The sequence below is a fragment of the Kribbella jejuensis genome (assembly GCF_006715085.1).
Lineage (GTDB): Bacteria > Actinomycetota > Actinomycetes > Propionibacteriales > Kribbellaceae > Kribbella > Kribbella jejuensis.
Genome location: NZ_VFMM01000002.1, coordinates 970,322 through 990,821, shown reverse-complemented (window position 1 = coordinate 990,821; position 20,500 = coordinate 970,322). Strand labels below are relative to the sequence as shown.

General features: G+C 68.2%; 22 protein-coding genes. 10 read left to right on the top strand and 12 right to left on the bottom strand.

The genetic code is table 11. The annotated features are described in order from the left end of the window. Positions 1-238 precede the first annotated feature (238 nt). Genes FB475_RS24740 through FB475_RS24730 form a run of 3 tightly spaced genes read right to left on the bottom strand, consistent with a single transcriptional unit; the run spans position 239 to position 2,983 of the window. The gene (locus FB475_RS24740; RefSeq protein ID WP_238332395.1) at positions 239-1,306 is read right to left on the bottom strand and encodes a zinc-dependent alcohol dehydrogenase family protein; all 1,068 of its coding nucleotides are present in this window, start codon (positions 1,304-1,306) and stop codon (positions 239-241) included. A gap of 7 nt (positions 1,307-1,313) precedes the next feature. Then, positions 1,314-2,138, bottom strand: coding sequence for an ABC transporter permease (locus FB475_RS24735; protein ID WP_141858950.1), 825 nt, complete (start codon positions 2,136-2,138; stop codon positions 1,314-1,316). Further along, positions 2,135-2,983, bottom strand: coding sequence for an ABC transporter ATP-binding protein (locus tag FB475_RS24730; protein WP_141858949.1), 849 nt, complete (start codon positions 2,981-2,983; stop codon positions 2,135-2,137). Before FB475_RS24730 ends, FB475_RS24735 begins: the two co-directional genes overlap by 4 nt. Positions 2,984-3,136: 153 nt before the next feature. Here FB475_RS24730 and FB475_RS38190 point away from each other — a divergent pair, with 153 nt between their 5' ends. Beyond that, a complete protein-coding gene (locus FB475_RS38190) occupies positions 3,137-3,976 on the top strand; it encodes a GbsR/MarR family transcriptional regulator (protein WP_272952096.1) in 840 nt (279 codons plus the stop codon). Here the strand turns inward: FB475_RS38190 and FB475_RS24720 are convergent. The 3 genes from FB475_RS24720 to FB475_RS24710 form a co-directional block, all read right to left on the bottom strand. Next, positions 3,920-5,023: an NAD(P)/FAD-dependent oxidoreductase gene (locus FB475_RS24720; RefSeq protein WP_238332394.1), complete on the bottom strand. Its 1,104-nt coding sequence runs from the start codon at positions 5,021-5,023 to the stop codon at positions 3,920-3,922. The genes FB475_RS38190 and FB475_RS24720 overlap by 57 nt on opposite strands. Before the next feature lie 90 nt (positions 5,024-5,113). Next, entirely contained in the window at positions 5,114-5,866 is a 753-nt protein-coding gene (locus FB475_RS24715; protein WP_141858947.1) for a hypothetical protein, read from the bottom strand. Positions 5,867-6,065: 199 nt separating this feature from the next. Then, on the bottom strand, positions 6,066-6,887 hold the full coding sequence (locus tag FB475_RS24710; protein WP_238332393.1) for a SigB/SigF/SigG family RNA polymerase sigma factor: 822 nt from the start codon (positions 6,885-6,887) through the stop codon (positions 6,066-6,068). 281 nt (positions 6,888-7,168) lie between these two features. Here FB475_RS24710 and FB475_RS24705 point away from each other — a divergent pair, with 281 nt between their 5' ends. After that, complete coding sequence (locus FB475_RS24705; protein WP_141858946.1) at positions 7,169-7,402, top strand: DUF397 domain-containing protein; 234 nt, start codon at positions 7,169-7,171, stop codon at positions 7,400-7,402. 225 nt (positions 7,403-7,627) lie between these two features. Here the strand turns inward: FB475_RS24705 and FB475_RS24700 are convergent, their stop codons facing one another. Together FB475_RS24700 and FB475_RS24695 are read right to left on the bottom strand one after the other, a co-directional pair. After that, positions 7,628-7,846, bottom strand: coding sequence for a hypothetical protein (locus tag FB475_RS24700; RefSeq protein WP_238332392.1), 219 nt, complete (start codon positions 7,844-7,846; stop codon positions 7,628-7,630). Continuing rightward, on the bottom strand, positions 7,843-8,037 hold the full coding sequence (locus tag FB475_RS24695) for a hypothetical protein (RefSeq protein ID WP_141858945.1): 195 nt from the start codon (positions 8,035-8,037) through the stop codon (positions 7,843-7,845). The genes FB475_RS24700 and FB475_RS24695 overlap by 4 nt, the downstream gene beginning before the upstream one ends. Before the next feature lie 444 nt (positions 8,038-8,481). On the opposite strand from FB475_RS24695, the gene FB475_RS24690 reads away from it, so the two are divergent. Then, entirely contained in the window at positions 8,482-9,357 is an 876-nt protein-coding gene (locus FB475_RS24690; protein ID WP_141858944.1) for a helix-turn-helix domain-containing protein, read from the top strand. A 21-nt stretch (positions 9,358-9,378) separates the two neighbouring features. Here the strand turns inward: FB475_RS24690 and FB475_RS24685 are convergent, their stop codons facing one another. Continuing rightward, the gene (locus tag FB475_RS24685; protein ID WP_141858943.1) at positions 9,379-10,005 is read right to left on the bottom strand and encodes a DUF2461 domain-containing protein; all 627 of its coding nucleotides are present in this window, start codon (positions 10,003-10,005) and stop codon (positions 9,379-9,381) included. Between the two features lie 42 nt (positions 10,006-10,047). Between FB475_RS24685 and FB475_RS24680 the strand changes: the two genes are divergently transcribed. Beyond that, positions 10,048-10,998, top strand: a complete 951-nt coding sequence (locus FB475_RS24680; protein WP_141858942.1) for a quinone oxidoreductase family protein — start codon at positions 10,048-10,050, stop codon at positions 10,996-10,998. Here the strand turns inward: FB475_RS24680 and FB475_RS24675 are convergent. Both FB475_RS24675 and FB475_RS24670 read right to left on the bottom strand, forming a co-directional pair. Continuing rightward, positions 10,988-12,109: an epoxide hydrolase family protein gene (locus FB475_RS24675; protein WP_141858941.1), complete on the bottom strand. Its 1,122-nt coding sequence runs from the start codon at positions 12,107-12,109 to the stop codon at positions 10,988-10,990. The genes FB475_RS24680 and FB475_RS24675 overlap by 11 nt on opposite strands. A 28-nt stretch (positions 12,110-12,137) precedes the next feature. Then, positions 12,138-12,437 (bottom strand): hypothetical protein, encoded by a 300-nt coding sequence (locus FB475_RS24670; protein ID WP_238332391.1) that lies wholly within the window; start codon positions 12,435-12,437, stop codon positions 12,138-12,140. Positions 12,438-12,719: 282 nt separating this feature from the next. On the opposite strand from FB475_RS24670, the gene FB475_RS24665 reads away from it, so the two are divergent. Genes FB475_RS24665 through FB475_RS24640 form a run of 6 tightly spaced genes read left to right on the top strand, consistent with a single transcriptional unit; the run spans position 12,720 to position 20,222 of the window. Further along, on the top strand, positions 12,720-13,919 hold the full coding sequence (locus FB475_RS24665; RefSeq protein WP_238332390.1) for an ROK family transcriptional regulator: 1,200 nt from the start codon (positions 12,720-12,722) through the stop codon (positions 13,917-13,919). Further along, on the top strand, positions 13,916-14,854 hold the full coding sequence (locus FB475_RS24660) for a carbohydrate ABC transporter permease (RefSeq protein ID WP_238332389.1): 939 nt from the start codon (positions 13,916-13,918) through the stop codon (positions 14,852-14,854). Before FB475_RS24665 ends, FB475_RS24660 begins: the two co-directional genes overlap by 4 nt. Beyond that, positions 14,847-15,650 carry a carbohydrate ABC transporter permease gene (locus FB475_RS24655; RefSeq protein ID WP_141858938.1) on the top strand — a complete coding sequence of 268 codons (804 nt, stop codon included), beginning with the start codon at positions 14,847-14,849 and terminating at the stop codon, positions 15,648-15,650. The genes FB475_RS24660 and FB475_RS24655 overlap by 8 nt, the downstream gene beginning before the upstream one ends. A 12-nt stretch (positions 15,651-15,662) precedes the next feature. Further along, positions 15,663-16,922, top strand: a complete 1,260-nt coding sequence (locus FB475_RS24650; RefSeq protein ID WP_141858937.1) for an ABC transporter substrate-binding protein — start codon at positions 15,663-15,665, stop codon at positions 16,920-16,922. A 17-nt stretch (positions 16,923-16,939) separates the two neighbouring features. Then, complete coding sequence (locus FB475_RS24645) at positions 16,940-18,019, top strand: glycoside hydrolase family 15 protein (protein ID WP_238332388.1); 1,080 nt, start codon at positions 16,940-16,942, stop codon at positions 18,017-18,019. Position 18,020: 1 nt separating this feature from the next. Next, positions 18,021-20,222, top strand: a complete 2,202-nt coding sequence (locus tag FB475_RS24640; RefSeq protein WP_141858935.1) for a glycoside hydrolase family 31 protein — start codon at positions 18,021-18,023, stop codon at positions 20,220-20,222. On the opposite strand, the gene FB475_RS24635 is transcribed toward FB475_RS24640, so the two are convergent. Next, complete coding sequence (locus FB475_RS24635; RefSeq protein ID WP_141858934.1) at positions 20,191-20,466, bottom strand: DUF1905 domain-containing protein; 276 nt, start codon at positions 20,464-20,466, stop codon at positions 20,191-20,193. The two genes, FB475_RS24640 and FB475_RS24635, sit on opposite strands and share 32 nt — an antisense overlap. Positions 20,467-20,500: the final 34 nt, after the last annotated feature.

The window sequence follows — 20,500 nt, the reverse complement described above, 5'->3', positions numbered from 1 at the left end:
ATCCCTGCGGGCGCACGACGCGGACCGACCACGAGGGCTGGGTCAGACCCCACATCCGCACGTTCACTCCCAGGCATCAGATCAGGCGCAGCTCGGTAAGATTTGATCAAATCTAACTTAGCTAGCACTGCTCGCTGAAGACCCGCGCGACGGCTTTGTGGAATCTTCACCCACTTCTAACGCATGCCCGCACGGAGCGGTTCAGTCACCGCGGACCGGTACTCCGAGGACTGGTACTTCAGTCGTCGAGGACTGCCACCAGGGAGCCGCTCGCGCGGCCATGGGCGAGGTCGGCGAGCGCCTGGTCGACGGCACCGAACGGGACGACCGTGGTGTGTGGGATCACCGGCAGCCTGCCGACCAGGCGGAACAGTTCCTCGCCGTCGCGCCGGGTGTTCGAGGTGACGCTGCGCAGATCACGCTCGTGGAAGAGGTGCCGCTCGTAGCTCAGCGCCGGTACGTCGGACAGGTAGATGCCGGCCACCACGACCGTACCGCCGGGCTTGGTCGCCTCGAGCGCCGACGGCACCACGTCGCCCGCCGGGGCGAACACGATCGCCGCGTCGAGCCCGGCCGGCGGAGGGTCCGTGGTCGCGCCGACGAACGTCGCTCCGAGCTCACGAGCGAGCGCGCGGTTCCGTTCACCACGGGTCATCACGAACAGCTCGGCGCCCTGAGCCGTGGCGAGTTGCGCGGTCAGGTGTGCACTGGACCCGAACCCGTAGATCCCCAGCCGGCCGCCCGGCGGCAGATTCGCCCGCAGCAGAGCCCGGTACCCGATGATCCCCGCACACAGGAACGGCGCAAGCTCCACAGCCGACCGGTCCCCCGGCAGCCGGTACGCATACGCGTCAGGCACCACGGCGTACTCCGCAAACCCGCCGTCGGCGTCCCACCCGGTGTAGGCCGACCGCGGACAAAGGTTCTCGGCTCCAGCCCGGCAGAACTCACAAACCCCGCAGGTCCCTCGCAACCAAGCAACCCCCACCCGGTCCCCCACCGCGAACCGAGCCGATCCCACGCCGCCAGCCGGTCCCACACCGGCAGCCGGTCCCACACCGGCAGCCGGTTCCGCGCCGACGGCGACGACAGTGCCCACCGCCTGGTGCCCGGGGACTACGCCGGGGCGCTTCGGGGTGAGGTCGCCTTCGGTCAGGTGCAGGTCGGTGCGGCAGATGCCGCAGGCTTCGACTTCCAGCAGGAGTTCGCCGGGGCCCGGTTCAGGGACAGGCCGGCGTACCAGCTGTAGCGGACCGTCGTCGATGGGACCTGGTCGAGCGACTGCCCACGCCTGCATGTCGTCCATGGGTCCATCATGCGATGCGTTGGAGGGCGCGTTCGCGGCGTTCGGCGATCTTGGAGCCGGATTCGCGGCGGGCCATTCGGCGGAGTACGACGGGTGCGAGGAGAAGGCCGGCGATCGCCCACAGGCTCAGCACGCCGGCTGTTTCCAGGTGCCGCCAGGAGTGGCCGACCTCTACCGCGACCGCCTCAGGAGGAAGCAGCGCGGACCGCATGCCGAGGCCCATCCAGTACACCGGCGTGAGCTGGCCGATGAACGCGAGCCAGCCGGGCAGTGCCGTGAGCGGGTAGAAGATGCCGGAGATCGCGATCACCCCGAGCATCGGCAGCTGGATCAACCCCTGCGAACGCGCCGACGTGAACACCGACCCGAGGATCGCCCCGATCGGCAGCGTCGCGACCAGACCGAGCAGCAGCACCCACACCAGCGTGAACCAGTGCGCCGATCCGACCGCCAGCCCGTCCACCAGCAACAAACCCGGAACGAGCAAGATCAGCAGATCCACGAGCAGCCCGCCCGCGACCGAGACCACTTTGCCGACGAGGTAGCAGACCATACCGTTTGGTATGGCCTTGGCGCGGAGCAGCGTCCCGTCCTCGCGGTCGGCGGTCAGTTGCTGGCTCATGCTGACCATGCCCATCGCCGCGTTCATGCCGAGGATGCTCGGTAGGGCGAGCGCGCCGAGCAGCAGCCCGCTCGACCCGAAGTCGCGATGCCGGAGGAAGAACAGCGCGACCAGCATGAGCACCGGCCAGAGGAAGTGGCTGAACAGCTCCGGGCCGTTCGTGAAGGACTGCCGCAGTTCGATCAGCCCGCGCTGCCACCCGCGTTTCACGCCTGCTCCCGGACGAGTGCGAGGTACGTGTCTTCGAGAGAGGCCCGGCGTACTTCGAGTTCGCCGAGCGCATCGCCGTACGTCCGGAACAACTCGCGGACGAACGCCGTACCGTCCGGGGTCGACGTGCGGAAGGGCCGGCCGTCGACGGTCCAGCGCACTTCGTCCTGGCCCGCGATCACCTCGGTCAGCTGGGCGGTGGTACCGGACGCGATGATCCGGCCCGCGGCCAGGACCAGGATGCGGTGCGCGAGTTTGCTCGCCTCGTCGAGGTCGTGGGTGGTGAGCAGGATCGTCGTACCTTGCTCCGCGGCGAGTCCGCGTACCAGCTCGTGGAACTCCGACCGCGCCTCCGGGTCGAAGCCGGTGGTCGGCTCGTCGAGGAACAGTACGTCGGGGCGGCCAACGATCCCGATCGCGACGTCGAGGCGGCGGCGCTGACCGCCGGACAGCGTCTTGATCTTCTGCTCCGCGCGGTCGGTGAGTCCGACGGCGGCGAGCAGTTCGGCGGCGGGCCAGGGCTGGCGGTACGGCGTGTAGTACGAGCCGAGATGGTGGAGAAGCTCGCGGACGCGCCAGTTGCCGTGGTCGCGCCACGACTGCAGCACGATCCCGATCCGCGCGCGCCAGCCTTCGTCGGCCGTCGCCGGGTCGACGCCGAGTACGTCGACGTGACCGGCCGAGCGGAGCCGGAATCCTTCCAGGATCTCGATCGTGGTGCTCTTGCCCGCACCGTTCGGGCCGAGCAGGGCAAGCACCTCACCAGGCCGCGCGTCGAAGCTCACGTCATGCAGGACCTCGGTGTCGCCGTACCGCATCCGCAGACCGTCCACTGTCATCACCATGCCGCCGAAGCTAGATTGCGTTCACTGTATTGGCAATCAAGCTTGCGATCTTTGATGTCGTTTGTCCCTTTAAAACATGGCACTCTGTGCAATGAGGATGTTGAAGAATGCAATTCGTTGCAATGAGCTGGCGATGAATGCGTGGAGGATTCGATGCCCGGCGGCAGGTTGAGTCACCAGGAGCGGGTCGACATCGCGGCCGGGCTGGCCGGCGGGCTCGGGTACGCCGAGATCGCCCGGCAACTGCAGCGGCCGACGTCGACGATCAGCCGGGAGGTCGCGCGGAACGGCGGCGCGGGTGGGTACCGGGCGGATCACGCGCACTACGCGACCGCGTCACGCGCGCGTCGTCGGCGTACGGCCTCCGCGTCGGCCGACGTACGACCGGTCGATCCGCGGCGGGACTATGTAGAGCGGTTCGCGGCGATGATGGTCGACGGTGGGTTGCCGCGGATGGCGTCGCGGGTGCTCGCGTTGTTGTACACGTCGGACTCGCGCACGCTGACCGCGGCCGAGCTCGTCCGGGAGTTGCGGGTCAGCCCGGCGTCGATCTCGAAGGCGATCGGGTACCTCGAACGCGTCGGGATGGTGCACCGCGAGCCCGATCCGGTCCGCCGCCTGCAGCATTACGTCATCGCCGACGACGTCTGGCTCAAGGCGTGGGAGGTGAGCGCGCGGACCAACCACAACTGGGCGCAGACCGCGGCGGAGGGGATCGAGCTGCTCGGGCCGGACACGCCCGCGGGCGAGCGGCTGATGCACATGGCGGAGTTCTTCGAGCGGCTCAGCGAGGAGATGTCGGGTGGCAGCGGCTTCCAGGACTGCCTGGCGGTGCTTGCTGTTGTCTCCTCGACTGTGGACATTCGCGCAGTCGCCCGCACGCTCGGTTGGCCGGTCTCACGGGTGGCCGACGTCCTGGACTACGCGGTGAAGAACTCAGGGCAGGATCGTGCTGAGCATGCGGCGGGTGAGACCGCCGTCGGCGAGGCCTAGTTCGACCAGGTCGTCGAAGATCCGCTGGTTGTCGGCGGCGGCGCGGATACCGGCGTCGAGGATCTTGTCGGAGCGGCTCAGCTGCGCGACGAGTGCGGTGTCGCGGAGGTGCCGGCGGAGCAGGCGGGACGTACGGCGACGGTACGGCGTACCGGCGTCGGTGGATCCGGCGCGCAGCGCGTCGGCGATCGAGCGGCCGGCGAGCAGGCCGGTGGCGACCGCGTAGTAGATGCCTTCGCCGGTCATCGGGTTGATCAGGCCGGCCGCGTCGCCCGCGAGCAGTACTGGTCCGCGCTGCGGGCGCCACCTCCAGCCGGCGAGCGGGAGGTGGTGACCCCACCACGATTCGCCGCCCTCGGTCGCACCGGGGAGCAGGGTCTCCAGGTTCTCGAGGAGCTCGGAGCGAGTGGGGCGGGTGCCGGCGAGGAGTTCGCCGTACCCGACGTTGGACCAGCCGTCGCCGCGGTCGAAGGACCACGCGTACGACGGTTGCCTGCCGGGGCCGTAGGCAATCACCTGGCTCGCGGCGCGGGCCGGTGGTGTCGGGGCGTAGCCGCGGATCGCCAGCGCGACCGGACCGGGTTTCGCGCCGAGTTCACGCCGTACGACGGAATGCGCACCGTCGGCGCCGACGACGAACCGTGCGTCGAGCTCGTCCACGTCGACGTACCCGCTCCGGACGGCGAGACCGCGGACCCGCCGGCGGATGAAGTGCGCCCCTGCCGCCTGTGCCGCCTCGACGAGCCGATGATCGAACACCGTCCGCGGTACCACCCAGTTCGGGCGCGCCATCTGCCGATCCACGCCGACCGCACCCCGGGTCAGCACGAACCGCCGGACCGGGGTCCAGTCGTCCAGGATGCCGGTCACGCCGACACCGGCAAGCAGATCGAGTACGTGCGGAGCGATCCCGTCGCCACACGCCTTGTCCCGCGGAAACTCGTGCCGGTCTACCATCAACACCGACAAACTCGGGTCAGCCGCCAACGCGCCCAACGCCGCCGAAGCTCCTGCCGGCCCGGCCCCCACCACAATCAGATCCCACACGGGCGACAGTCTCCCAGCTAGAGGTGGCTCCCGCTCCCCCGTCCCGGCTACCCGATGTTCACACCCACCGGGGCCAACAGAGGGGTCGGTTCAGGTGCCGGGGCGGCGGCCTGGTTTGTTGGGGCGGCGGGAGGTTGTGCGGCGGGACCTCGAGATGTGGGGCGTGACGGGGCCGGTCGGCGCGACCGGCCGGGCCTCGTCGAGGTCGACGATCCTGGGCGGCGGCGGGACGAAGAGCGGGATGGTTTCCTCGTCAGGCTCTACCACGGGCGGGGGTGGTGGTGCAGGCTCCACCCGGGCGGCTGCTTCTTTACTCACGCGCGGGCGCGGCGCGGCGACCGCGGCGGCCGCCAGCGGACTGCGCGGTGGACGGCGCTGCGGGAGCCGGGTGCTGAGCTCGATGCCCAGTGCATCGATCAGTTTGCGGCAGGCAACGATCGAGAGCGCGACGGCGAACACGGTGCAGGCCGCGAACAGGACCGACTGACCACCGGCCGCCCAGTTCGACGGGTCGGTGCGGGTCATCGCGGCGATCATCGCGACCACGATCGCATTGGTGATGCCGAAGGCAACGGCCACGCCGACAGTGCGCATCAACACGCGCCGTTCGAGCCCGACATCGTCGGCCGCGGCAACCAATCCGGCGATCAGGCCCGCAAGCACGGGCACTGTATAGACAAGCTCCAACGTCAGCCCCGGACTCGCGACCAGATAGAAGACGTCGAACACGAGCGCCGTCCCGGTCAACGCAGCTGCGAAACACACCACCATCGGTGGATAAGCACGCAGCACCGCGACCGCGTCCGCGGGCACGGTCTTGAGCATCCGCAAGGCCAACAGCAACGACTCATCCCCTCGTCCACCCTTATTGTGCCGCTCCCCCGCACCGGAGTGAGATCCGGCAACCAGCGAGTCGCTGAGTTTTGTCGAGGTGAGGCTTCGGAGCAGGTTTGAGGGATCAGCCTTGATCATCGCGGCCCAACGGCCCGGGGTGCCTGGCGACTGTCTTGCACCAGAGCACCCCGGCCGCTGATCAGGCCGGCTAGGCGGCTACCTGTTCGGGTGCCAGTTTTTCGCGAAGGTCGTCGAGAATCCGGCGAAGGACCCGGGAGACCTGCATCTGGCTGACCCCGATGTCCTCGCCGATCTCGGACTGGGTCCAGCCTTCGACGAAGCGGAGCTGCAGGATGCGCCGGTCGCGGTCCCCGAGGTCCGCGAGTACCGGCTCCAGCATCTCCACTGTTTCCAGTTGATCGATCGTCGCGTCGTCGTCGTCCGCGACCACGTCGGCCAGCGTCAGCTCGGCGTCGGCCTCGGCGGGGCGGTCCAGCGACAGCACGTTGAAGCAGCCCTTGGCTGCCAGCGCCTGCTCGACCTCGGTGACCTCGACCTCGAGGTATTCGGCCAGCTCGGCCGGTGTCGGTTCGCGGTTCAGCTCCTGTTCAAGCTCTGGGAGCTTGTTCGCGATCGTTCCTTGCATCTCCTGCAGCCGGCGTGGGATCCGGACCGTCCAGGCGCAGTCGCGGAAGTACCGCTTGACCTCGCCCCGGATGGTCGGGATGGCGAACCCGATGAACGGGGTGTCCGCCTCCAGCCGGTAGTGATGGGCCGCCTTCACCAGTCCCAGGTACGCGACCTGTTCCAGGTCGTCGGCCTCGGCGCCCCGGCCGCGGAAGCGGCGCGCGATGCCCTTGGCCATCTCCAGGTTCAGTTCGACGACCTGTTCGAGAAGTTCCTGCCGCTCTTCTTCGGAGCTGCTTGCTGCCCGGCGTTCCATGAGTTCCCGGGTAGCGCGTTCGCGGGCGGCCCGATCAGTGGGGGCGCCGCTGTGGGCCGAAGCCCGTTCCATGATGCTCGTGACCATTGGTATGACCTCGCGACTGTCTCGTCACGGCGTGGCACTTCGCTGAACCACGGTCATGCCTGCAAGGAGAACCGTACCCAGCTGAGCGCATCTCATGCACATCCGGTCCAAGGTCCGGAAAGAGTCACGCATCGCGACCGTCTCCGTGACAGAAACAGTCGTTTGACCGCGACGTGATCACAACAAGTAAGGGTGCGGACACAGGAGCCAAAAGTGTGTACGATGCAGATGCAAGGCCAAATGCACGTGCATCTGCAGCGGCATATGGAAGGTGCAGACAAATGACAGAGATCTACAACGGCATGCCAGGCGACTCGAACCTCGAGTTGAGCTGGAAGAAGAGCCAGCGCAGCGGCCCGTCGGGCAACTGCGTCGAGGTCGCGAAGCTGCCGGACGGTGGCGTCGCGGTGCGCAACTCGCGCTTCACGAGCGGTCCGGCACTGGTGTTCACCAAGGCCGAGATCGAGGCGTTCCTCGGTGGCGTCCAGGACGGCGAGTTCGACTACCTCGTCTGAGCATCAGAAGAGCAGTACACAGAAATACTCAGTAGTACCGAAGCAAGGGCCCCTTCGCCAGGCGAGTGACGAAGGGGCCCTTTCTGGTGTCTGCGCTGCGGCGGTACGGGTGTCGTACCTACAGAGCCGCCGGCCGCCGGAGGGACGTCGTACGGGCACATGGAAACGCCCGGGCCGACTCTCCGGCGAGAGTCGGCCCGGGCGTGCCTGAGGGGCAGGTTCGGACTACTGGACGGTCAGCGGCCAGAGCTGTTCGCTCGGCAGCTCCGAAGCCTTACCGGTGGCCGCATTGTCAACGGTGATTCGCAATCCGGTGAACTTCGGGGTCATCACCCGCTGGTACCGCGAGGCGCGGTCCGGCTCGGCGACGTACTCGGCGATCAGGTGGTCGCCCAGCCAGATCCGCACCATCTTCCGTCCTCCTGTGGGTCTGTCGGTGGTCATGGGGCCAGGCTCACGATCGGGTCGCCGTCGAGTTGGCGGACACCGCGCAACCAGCCCTCGAAGGCCCAGCGCTGTTGCTCGGGGCAACGCGCGACCAGATCCTGGATCTCCCGCTCGGTGAGCTCCTCTGGCGCGCGGCCGCCGGACATCGTGGCGGTCTGCTCCACAACCTCACTGTCGTCGTCGTTCATCGACTCGGGTTCCCCAACCAGTCAAGCCGACGGGGGCCGTCGGCGCGCTCTGTAGGACCGGCCTGCCGGTTCACGCGATGTCACGTTTCGCGAGAGCCAGCTCACCTTCTGTGCATGAAGTAATCATGGCGTCGGCACGCGGCGAATGCAAGCGCCCGATGCACGTGCATCCGCACGTTTTCCATTTCGAGACCACTTTGCCCCTCTCTCCGCCTGAAACCGGCGCGATCGAGCCTGCCGAACGGCGTTCGACACCGTTCTGGCATGCTTACATGTACTGACAAACTGATCCGGAGCTGCGTCGGCTAGGCTTACCCTCCGTGATCAGCGCTCCGGATTCGCCGCTGTTTTGTCAGAACTTCGGTAGATCAGCGTCGCCGCGTGCGATGATGTGCACCTGCGGGTGAGGTTGATGACGATCGCTGGGGCCGCTGGGAGGTGGGTGTGACGGAGTCGGGCGCGCAAAGCGGGCCGACCACGCTGCGGATCATTCTCGGAGGGCACCTTCGCCGGATGCGGGTGGCGGCCGGCATCAGCCGGTCGGACGCGGGGTGGGAGATCCGTTCGTCGGAGTCCAAGATCAGCCGGATGGAGCTGGGTCGTGTCGGCCTGAAGGAACGCGACGTCGCCGACCTGCTCAAGCTCTACGGCCTGGACGACGACGAGGAGCGCGAGCGGCTGCTTGCTCTCGCCCGGGAGGCGAACAACCCCGGCTGGTGGCACCGCTTCGGCGACGTGCTGCCCAGCTGGTTCCACTCCTACCTGGACCTCGAGGCGTCCGCGCAGCTGATCCGTATCTACGAGCTGCAGTTCATCCCGGGTCTGCTCCAGACACAGGAGTACATCCGCGCCGTCATCCAGCTCGGCCGCGGCCTGATCCCGGCCGAGGAGGTCGAGCGCAGGATCAGCCTGCGGGTCAACCGCCAGGAGGTGCTGACCCGCGCATCGGACCCGGTCCGCGTCTGGGCCGTCATCGACGAGGCCGCCCTGCGCCGCCCGATCGGCGGCACGAAGGTCATCGTCGACCAGCTGAACCACCTGATGGAGGTGTCGCACATGCCGAACGTGACCCTCCAGATCGTACCACTGTCGATCGGCGGCCACGCAGCCGCCGGCGGCTCGTTCAGCATCCTCCGCTTCCCGGACAGCGACCTTCCCGACACCGTCTACATCGAGCACCTCACCAGCGCCCTGTACCTGGACAAGCTCGAAGAGCTGGACCAGTACACAGCCGCCATGGAATCCCTCTGCGTCGCAGCACCCCAACCCAACAAGACCCGCGACATCCTCCTCGAAATCCGCAAAGACTTCGAAGCCTGACCGGAAGCGCGCGGGGGCTGTTCAGCTGTTGTCGGTCAGCCAGGTTATGAGGGGTTTGGTGGCTTGCCAGTCGGTGCGGATTTGGGGGAGGAGGGCGGGGGTGTGGATGACGGGGGCGAAGCCGTAGTTCTTGCCGACGCTGAGGGACTTGTGGCGGAGGAGGTCGATGCGGGGGTGGTCGGCGTCGTAGCCGCGGGGGGTTGTTTTGAGTTTGTCGCCGCCGATGGTCCAGCCGGCTTTCTCCAGTTCGGCGAGGATCTTCTGTAGTTGGGTGCCACGGCGGTTGTCGTCGATGGCGGTGCGGAGGCGGGCCAGGCGGTCGGCGGTGGCGTCGTAGAAGCCGGCGCCGACGCGGACGCCCGGTGCGGCGATCTGTACGTACCAGCCCGTCGACGGCGCGACCGCGACGTACGCGCCCTGGTGGGTCTTGTACGGCGTCTTGTCCTTCGCGAAGCGGACGTCGCGGTACGGGCGGAAGAGCTTCGCCGGGCCGAACTCCTCCTCGAGCTCGGCGGTCAACTCGGCCATCGGGCCGCGGACCGACTCCTCGTAGACGTGCTTGTGCGCCGTCCAGAAGCTCTTGGTGTTGTCCATTTCGAGATCGTCGTAGAAGTCCAGCGCCGCCGCCGGAAAACCGGTAAAACTCATGCGACAACGATAGTTCGCCCGGCAGATCGGACAGGAACCCATATGCGCGCGATCCAGGTCACCGAGTTCGGCGGCCCCGAAGTACTCGTACCGGCCGAGCTCGACCCGCCCGTTGCCACAGACGACCAACTGCTCGTCCAGGTCACCGCCGCGGGCGTCAACTTCGCCGACACGCACCGCACCGACGGCTCCTACCGCGGTGGCGTCACACTCCCGTTCGTCCCGGGCGTCGAGATCGTCGGCCGGACGCCGAACGGCCGCCGCGTCCTCTCCCCCGTCTTCGAGACCGGCGGTGGGTACGCCGAGTACGCCGTCGCGCCGAAGCACCGCGCGGTCGACGTACCCGAGGAAGTCTCCGACGGGCAGGCGCTCGCGCTGCTCATCCAAGGACTGACCGCCTGGCACGTACTGCGCAAGAGCGCCCGGCTCGAGTGCAGCGACTCCGTACTGGTGAACGCGGCCGCGGGCGGTGTCGGCTCGCTCGCGATCCAGCTCGCGAAGCACTTCGGCGCCGGCCAGGTGATCGCGGCCGCGTCCACCCCCGCGAAGCGTGAGCTCGCCCTCGAACTCGGCGCGGACGTTGCCATCGACAACGACCTCGACGGGTACGTCGATCGCGTACGGTCGGCGTCCGGCGGCGGCGTCGACGTCGTCCTCGATCCCACCGGCGGCGCGGCCACGCAGGCCGGCCTCGACTGCCTCCGCGACTTCGGCCGGCTGGTGAACTACGGCAACGCCGGTCGCGAGGGCCGGCCGCCGGTCGATCCGAGTGCGCTTGCCCAGCGCAACCTTTCGGTCGCCGGCTTCTGGCTGGTCCCGGCGATGGATCTGCCCGGCAAGTACGCCGAACCGCTCGCCGCGATGCTCGACCTGACCGCCCGCGGCCAACTCCGCCCACTGGTCGGCGCGGAGTACCCGCTCGAAGAGGCCCGCCGTTCGCACGAGGACCTGCTCGCCCGCCGCACGACCGGCAAGCTGATCCTCAAGCCGTAAGGGCGCTGAAGAACGCGCGGATATCAGCGGCGAGCACGTCCGGTACCTCGAGCGCCGCGAAATGCCCGCCGTCATCGTGCGACGTCCAGCGGACGATGTTGTCGGTGTGCTCGACCTTGTGCCGCAGCGGGATGAAGTTCTCGTGCGCGAGGTCGAGCAGCGCGGTCGGTGTCCGCGACGGCTCGGGCGGCTGACCCCAGTACGGCGCGTGCGCGCGCTCGTAATAGATCGCGCCGGCCGATCCCCCGGTCCGGGTCAGCCAGAACAGCATCACGTTCGTGAGCAGCAGGTCCCGGTCGATCGGCGCGTCCGACCAGGTCGCGAACTTCTCCGCGATCCACGCCAACTGCCCGACCGGCGAGTCGGTCAACGCGTACGCGAGCGTCTGCGGCCGGGTGGACTGCAGATCGGCGTACCCCTGCTGCTCCGCGGCGAACGACTGCTGCCGCCGCCACGACGCCCAGGTCCGTTCCTGCTCGTCGGCGTCCAACCCGGCGAGCTCGGCAGCCGTCGGCTCCGACGTGGCGCCCGCTCCCGGGATCAAATTGAGATGTACGCCGGCCACGCGCCCCGGGTCGATCCGCCCGACCTCGCGCGAGATCGCGGCGCCCCAGTCCCCGCCCTGTACGCCGTACCGCTGGTACCCGAGCCGCGTCACCAGTTCGGTCCACGCGCGCGCGACCCGCTTGAACTCCCACCCGGCTTCCCGCGTCGGGCCCGACAACGTGAAGCCCGGAATCGTCGGCAGGATCAGGTGGAAGTCGCTCAGCAACGGGACGAGGTCCGTGAACTCCACGATCGAACCGGGCCAGCCGTGGGTGATCACGAGCGGGAGCGCATCCGGCGACGTGGATGGGATGTGCGCGAAGTGCACGGTCGCGCCGTCGATGACGGTTGTGTACTGCGGCCACTTGTTCAAGCGCGCTTCACAAGCCCGCCAGTCGTACCCGTTCCGCCAGTACGCGACCAGGTCCTGCAGGTAGTCGAGCGGTACGCCGCGGGACCAACCGGCATCGGGTAGTTCCGACGGCCAGCGCACGAGGTCCAGCCGCTGCCGCAGGTCGTCCAGCTCGCTCTCCGGCACGTCCAGCCGGAACGGTTCGATCGTCATCCAGGCAACCCTGACACGACCTCGGACGTCAGGCGACGGCTTTTTCCTGGCCGCGATCGTGCAGCACCTTGACCGCGACGGCGGCGATCAGGCAGAGCACGCCGGCGACGATCACGATCGTGGTCAGCGTGCTCGCGCCGCTCAGCGCGTTGTCGCAGGCCATCGGCGTGATCCCCCCGGCCGGCCGGAACGCCGAGCCGCAGTTCGCACCGCCCGCCGAGACCGAGTGGAACCCGAGCAGCGCGCCGGCCACCAGCAACACCACCCCGGCCGCGCCGAGCACCTTGTTCAGCGCCGTCACCGCCAGGCACAGCCCTGCGTTGGGCACACCAACGGCATGCACCATGAGCCCCGTAGCACTTCGTTCACTCCTCTTCGTCGGACCACCCAGAACCGACGGTACGGTCCGGCCCGCGGTCATCCCCACCCGTGTACCCGGTCAGCAACGATTCTTCACAGAGTCCTTACTCAGAACATGACCCCTTGTGACGGTGATCTCAGATCAAATGACAGTCACTTCCACTTGGAATTCGCCGCCCCACGGCCTCTTGACACCGGTCCTCACGCGGCTTACTTTCTGACTAAATTTAGTACTGAAGGAAGTGGTTCGGTGAGTGGTCAGAGTCCCCGCGGCGACCTGGTTCCGTCCGGGATCGTCGCGTTGCTGGGCACCCGTGGCCCGACCGCGCGGACAGCGATCGCGCGCAGCCTTGGTCTCAGCCCGGCGACCGTCACCCAGGTGACCAAGGACCTGATCGCCCGCGGCGTCGTCGAGGAGCTCGAGTCGGTCCCGTCGAACGGCGGCCGGCCGGCCCGGCTGCTCGGCCTGGTCGCCCGCACGGGCGTTGCCCTCGGCGCGAAGGTGACCGCGGACCATGTCGCGGTCGTCTCGGTCGAGCTCGACGGCACGGTCCGGTCGAGCGATGCGCACGACTTCGACCCGAGTGCGGCCGACGCGCTGGACCAGCTCGGCCGGATTCTGACCGCCGAGATCGCCGGGCTCGACGGCCGGCTGCTCGGCGTCGGTGTCGGCGTACCGGGATCGGTCGACTCGCAGGCGTCCGGGATCGTCGACGCGCCGACACTCGGCTGGCGCGCCGCGCAAGTCGGGCCGATCCTGCGGCACGCCGTCGGTACGCCGGTCCTCGTCGACAACGACGTGAACACGCTGGCGGCCGCCGAGCGGCTGTACGGGATCGGCCGCGAGTACTCCTCCTACCTCGTCGTCACGATCGGGCGCGGGATCGGCTGCGGCATCGTCGTCGACGGCGCGATCTACCGCGGTGCGAACGGCGGCGCCGGCGAGATCGGTCACATCCCGGTCTGGACAACGCAAGCCGAGCAGCCGCCCTGCACCTGCGGCTCGACCGGCTGCCTCGAGGCCTACATCGGCGCCGACGGGCTGCTCCGGACGGCCCGCGAACGCGGCATCGTCGGGACCCGCGGCACCCTGGCCGGACTGTTGCGCGCAGCAACCAGCGGGGACGGTACGGCGCGAGCGGTGTACGCCGAGGCCGGCGAACTGCTCGGTCGCGCCCTGGCCGGCGTGATCCACACGGTCGACCCGGAGGTCGTCGTACTGCTGGGTGAAGGAGTCGACGGCTGGGAGTTCTGGCAGCCCGGGTTCGAGCCGTCCTTCCGGCGGTCGTTGCTTCCGGCCCGTCAAGGGCTGCCCGTGGTGGTTGAGCCGTGGACGGAGGACCAGTGGGCCCGCGGCGCGGCGTCCCTGGTCCTCGGGTCCCCCTTCGACTCGGCCGGAAACGGTGGCGAGCAGAGCCGGCTGGTCCGCGCCCGGTTGGGGGCGTCGTGAGTACGCCCACGCTCACCCGGCCGCGGACCGAGCATCCTCCGCGAGCAGGTTCGCGGCCGCGATCGGCCGGTTGGAAGAAGCTCGGCTGGGTGCTGTTCTTCCTGCTGCCCAGCGCGATCCCGCTGGTCGCGTTCACGCTGGTCCCGATGGTGTCGAGCCTCTGGGTCAGCCTGCACAAGTGGAACCTGATCTCGCCGATGAAGTGGGTCGGGCTCGGCAACTACAGCAACCTGCTGACCGACCCGACGACGCGACAGGTTTTCCTGCACACGCTGATCTACGTCGCCGGTTATCTCCCGTTGGTGTACGCCGGCGGTCTCGGTCTCGCGCTCGTCCTGAACCAGCGGCTCAAGGGCCGTGCCTTCCTGCGGGCGACGTACTTCCTGCCTGTGGTGACGAGCTGGGTCGTCGTCGCGCTGGTGTGGAAATGGTTGCTCAATCCCGCCAACGGCCTGGTCAACAAGGTGCTGGAGGCAATCGGTCTGCCCGGGCCCGGCTGGTGGACGGATCCGCACTGGGCACTGCCCGCGGTGATCCTGTCCTCGGCCTGGAAGGACCTCGGGTTCGTGATGGTCATCCTGCTCGCCGGGTTGCAGGCGATCCCGTCGGACGTCTACGAGGCAGCTCTGGTCGACGGAGCGAGCGGGTGGCAGCGGTTCTGGCGGATCACGTTGCCGCTGCTGTCGCCGTCGACATTCTTCGTCGTGGTGATCTCGCTGATCAACGGTTTCCAGGTGTTCGACCAGGTGTACGTGATGACCGGCGGCGGTCCGTCGGGCAGCAGCCAGGTGGTGGTCGGGCACATCTACGACCTGACGTTCCGGTACGGCCGCGCCGGTGAGGCGTCCGCTCTGTCCTGGATCCTGTTCGCCGTGATCCTGCTGATCACGGTGGTCCAGATCCGCGGCCAGCGGAAGTGGGTGCACTATGCGTAGGTTCCTGCTGTACGCCGGGGTCGTGGCCGGCGCCGCGATCATGCTCTTCCCGTTCCTGTGGACCGTGATCACGTCGATCACCCCGGAAGGATCGCTCGCCGACGGTCCGAAGCTGATCGTCCACAATCCGACGCTGGACGCGTACCGGACGTTGCTGGACGCGATGCCGATCTGGCGCATCCTGACGAACTCGTTGCTGATCGCAATCGCCTCGACGCTGTTCCAGCTGGTCACGTCGTCGATGGCGGCGTACGGGTTCGCCCGGCTGCACTTCCCGTTGAAGAACGTGATCTTCGGCTGCTACCTGGCCACCTTGATGGTGCCGCTGCAGGTGCTCGTCGTACCGCTGTTCATCGAGATGAAGACACTGAACCTGCAGGACACGTACTTCGCTCTGCTCGCGCCGACGATCGCGTCCGCGTTCGGCGTGTTCCTGCTCCGGCAGGCGGTCACCGCCGTACCGGCCGAACTCGACGAAGCGGCCACCATCGACGGCGCCGGGCACCTGCGGATCTTCACCACGATCGTGCTGCCGCTGATCCGGCCGGCGCTCGCGACCGTCGCGGTGTTCGCGTTCATGGGCAGCTGGAACAGCTTCCTCTGGCCGCTGGTCGTGATCCGGTCGCCGGAGTTCATGACGCTGCCGCTCGGCCTGTCCACGCTGCAGGGCCGGTTCACCACCCAGTGGGACGTCGTGATGGCGGGCTCCGTGGTCTCGATCGTGCCGATCGCCGTCGTCTACCTGCTCGCGCAGCGCCACATCATCGCCGGTGTCGCACACACCGGTATCAAGTAGGAGGGGAACCACATGCGTTCATCGAAGTTCGCGGCCGCAGCGGCAGCAGTCCTGACCGCCGCGCTCGCGCTCACCGCGTGCGGACAGGGGTCCGCGACCAAGCAGGCCGCCGCGCCGGACGGCAAGACCACCGTGCGGTACATGAACTTCTCCGCGAACGGCGGCCACGAGAAGGATCTGACCACGATCGTCAACGCCTTCCAGGCGGCCAACCCGGACATCACGGTGCAGGTCGAGACCGTGCCGTACGCCGACTACTTCACGAAGCTGCAGACGGCCGTTGCCGGTGGTACGGCCGCCGACGCCTTTGAGCTGAACTACGAGAACTTCGTCACCTACGCGAGCAACGGCTCGCTGGCCGAGCTGAAGAACGTCGACTCCTCGGTGTACAAGAAGACGCTGTTCGACGCGTTCACCAACGGCGGGAAGCAGTACGGCGTACCGGAGTCGTTCTCGAACGTCGTGCTGTTCTACAACAAGGCGCTGTTCAAGCAGGCCGGGGTCGCGACGCCGACGGCCGACTGGACCTGGAAGGACGAGCAGGCCGCGGCCGTCAAGCTGACGAACAAGGGGGCGAAGGTCTGGGGCGACTACCAGCCGGTGTCGTACAACGAGTTCTACAAGGTGCTCGCGCAGAACGGTGGCGAGTTCCTGAACGCGGACCGGACCGCGGCGACGTTCAACTCGCCGCAGGGGGTCGAGGCGGCGAAGTTCCTGATCGACAAGGTCGGCAAGACGATGCCCACCGAGGCCGACGGAGCCGGTACGCCGGACTTCGACTCGAAGCTGTTCACGTCGGGGAAGCTCGCGATGTGGCACACCGGGATCTGGATGTTCTCGGTGCTGTCCGGTGCGAAGTTCGACTGGGATGTGGTCGTGGAGCCCGGGAACACGAAGAAGGCGTCGGCGATGTTCGCGAACGGGCTCGTGGTGAACGCGGCCTCGAAGAACGCGGACGCGGCGCAGAAGTGGATCACGTACCTCTCGTCCTCCGATGAGACCACCAAGACGCGGTTGGCGTCCTCATGGGAGCTGCCGCCGGTCGCGGACGAGTCGAAGCTCAAGGCGTATCTCGACCAGCCGAAGCCGGCCAACCGGAAGGCCGTGTTCACCGCGCTGGAGCAGCCGGTTCTCCCGCCGGTGATCGAGCGCCAGCAGGAGATGCAGGACGCGGTCACCCAAGAACTCACGTCCGCAGCGGCCGGTCGTAAGACGGTCGAGAAGGCACTGGCCGACGCCCAGTCCAAGGTGAACGGTCTGCTGAAGAAGTGATCGGCGCGGGAATCGACGTGACACGGCTGCGTGCGCTGGCCGAGTACAGCCACGCAGTCATCGCCCGGAACCAGGACATCGGTGGGGCTTATCCGGCCGCGCCTACCTTCTCGGCGTACCAGGGGTACGCGTGGTTGCGGGATGGGGCGTTCACCGCGGAAGGGGTTTCGCGGTACGGGGATGTGGCGTCGGCGGATCGGTTTCACGGGTGGGCGGACCGGGTGTTGCGCGGGCGGCGGGGGCAGGTGGACGAACTGGTCGCCGCGGTGGCGCGCGGCGAACGGCCGGAGGATGCGGCGATGTTGCCGACGCGGTTCACGTTCGACGGTGGTGACGGGTCGGATCCGTGGTGGGACTTCCAGACCGACGGGTACGGGACCTGGTTGTGGTCGGTGGTCACGCACGCCGGCCGGCACGGGCTTGATCTCGAGCAGTGGCGCGGTGGGATCGACGTCGCGGTCGACTACCTGGTCACGTTCTGGGACCGGCCCTGTTACGACTGGTGGGAGGAGCACGTCGAGCAGCGGCATGTGGCCACACTCGGCGCGATCCACGGTGGGCTGGTCGCGGTCGCGCCGTACACCTCGGTCGACGTACTCGATGTTGCCGAGCGGATCCGTTCGCTGGTTGTTGCCGAGGGCATGTATGACGGTCACCTGACGAAGTGGCTCGGCACGTCGGCGGTCGACGGTGCGCTGCCGGCCTGCGTCGTACCGTTCGGGCTGGTGTCCGGCGACGCGGCCGCGGCGACCCTGGCGGCGGTCGCGCGGGAACTCGACGTCGACGGTGGGGTGCATCGGTTCACGGCCGATGTGTTCTACGGCGGTGGTCAGTGGTTGCTGTTGTCCGCGCTGCTCGGGTGGAACCTGGCAGTTGCCGGGGACACGGCCGGCGCGTGGCGGCATCTCCGCTGGATCGCCGGCCAGGCGACCCCGGACGGCGACCTGCCCGAACAGGTCCCGCTCCATCTGCTGCACCCCGGTTCCCGCGATGAATGGATCGCCCGCTGGGGCCCGGTCGCGACTCCCCTGCTGTGGTCGCACGGCATGTACCTGATCCTCGCCGACGAACTCGGCATCCTGACCGCAAAGGCCTGACATGATCACCCATCGCCCGTACGGCATCGAGCACCCCTACGCGACCTCCCCCGACCAGCGCGTCCCGGTCCTCCCCCTCGTCGGCGAACCGGTCCGCCTGGGCGTGGTCGCCTCCTCCTCCGAGGTCACGTCCGTCGTGTGCGAGTGGGACCCGGCGGAACACACGTCCTCCGGCGGCGCCCTACTGCACTTGGCGCCGACCACAGACGGCGGCGCCGACGCCGCGGCGCTGGCAGGCGGCGAAGGTCACCTGAGCGAAGCCCAGGCAAAGTCCCTCGGCGCCGACGGCGGCTGGTCGGTCCTCACCCCACCGGTCACCAAGCCGGTCCGCTACCGCTTCCACGCCTACACAGCCGGGGAGTTGGTGGGGACGAGCGAGTGGTTCGAGGTATCGCCTGCACAGTGGGTGCGGGATGCGGGTGAGGTGCGGCGTGGGGGTGAGCGGGTGCGGGACGTGGAGTGGTTGGTATCGGCGGACGGCGTGCACCGGGCGCGGTTCGTGCTTCCGTTGCAGCCGGGTGACCACTTGGTGGGGTTCGGCGAGCGGTACGACCAGCTCGATCAGCGGGGCAAGCGGCTCGACGCGGTCGTGTTCGAGCAGTACAAGGCGCAGGGCGTGCACGGCCGGACCTACCTGCCGATGCCGTTCGCCCACGTGGTGAACGGCGGCTGGGGCTTCCACGTACGGACGTCCCGCCGCACCTGGTTCAGCTCCGACGACACCGGCCTGACCGTGGAAGTTGCCCTCGGCGACGAACCGGTCGTTGATCTAGGCATCTACGAGGGCTCCCCGCACGAGGTGCTGACCGCGTTCCTGGACGAGGTCGGCCGGGCCGAGGAACTACCGGACTGGGTGTTCCGGTTGTGGGCCTCCGGCAACGAATGGAACACCCAGGACCTGGTGATGTCGCGGATGAACATGCACCGCGACCTCGACATCCCGGTCGGCACGGTGGTGATCGAGGCCTGGAGCGACGAGGAAGGCATCACGATCTGGCGGGACGCCCAGTACGACGTGACGCCCGACGGCAGCGCCCACAAGGCGGCCGACTTCAGCTATCCGCCCGACGGCGCCTGGCCGGACCCGAAGGCGATGATCGACGAGCTGCACGACCGCGGCATCAAGGTCATCCTCTGGCAGATCCCGCTGCAGAAGAGCGAGTTCGACACCGGACAGGTCGCCGCGGACGCCGACGCGATGGTGCGCGAGGGCCACGCGGTACGGGAGGCGGACGGTACGGCGTACCACAACCGCGGCTGGTGGTTCCCGAAGGCGCTGATGCCCGACCTGTCCGTGCAGCGCACCCGCGACTGGTGGACCGAGAAGCGGCGGTACCTCGTCGAGGACTTCGACGTCGACGGCTTCAAGACCGACGGCGGTGAACATGCCTGGGGCCACGACCTCCGGTACGCCGACGGCCGGCGCGGGGACGAGGGCAACAACCTGTTCCCGGTGCACTACGCCCGCGCGTTCGGCGACCTGCTGCGCAGCGCCGGCAAGGCTCCGGTGACGTTCTCACGGGCGGGTTTCACCGGATCGCAGGCGCACGGCATCTTCTGGGCCGGTGACGAGGACTCCACCTGGAAGGCGTTCCGTTCGTCCATCACCGCCGGGCTGACCGCGGCCTCCTGCGGGATCGTGTACTGGGGCTGGGACCTGGCAGGCTTCTCCGGACCCGTTCCGGACGCGGAGCTCTACCTACGAGCGACCGCGGCGTCGACATTCCTGCCGATCATGCAGTATCACTCGGAGTTCAACCACCACCAGCTTCCGCTCCGCGACCGGACGCCATGGCACGTCGCGGAGACCACCGGCGACGACCGGGTCGTCCCGATCTTCCGCGCGTACGCCGTACTCCGCGAGCAACTCGTCCCGTACCTGTCCGCGCAGGCCGCGCGGACGATCACCACCGACCGCCCGCTGCTCCGGCCGCTGTTCTTCGACCACGCGGGCGATCCGGAGATCTGGAACCACCCGTACCAGTACCAGCTGGGTGACGATCTCCTGGTGAACCCGGTCCTGGAGCCCGGCGCCCGCACGTGGACGACGTACCTGCCGGACGGCACCTGGTACGACGCCTGGACCGGCGAGCCGGTGCCCGCCGGACTCGTCACCCGGGAAGTCCCGCTCGAGATCGTCCCGGTGTACTCCCAGGTGCCCGGGGTGAACCTCAGCCGAGGCGTTCTTCCAGGTGGACGGTGATGTTGTCGCCTGGTTGTTTGCCGATCAGGGTCTGGAGGGCGGCCTTGACGGGGAGTTTGTGGGTGCCGTCGCCGAGTGCCATGAACGAGCTCTCGAACGGGTGGCCGTCCATGGTGCCACGGACCTTGACCAGGCCGCGGGTGCCGAAGTACTCGGCAGAACCTGGCATCTGTACGTAGGTCCAGCCTCCCTTCGCGGCGCTCTTCTGCAGCGGTGCGGTGAATGTCTTGTCCAGCTTGCTCATGGTGAGCTCCTCTCTACACCCCATAGGTAGAGAC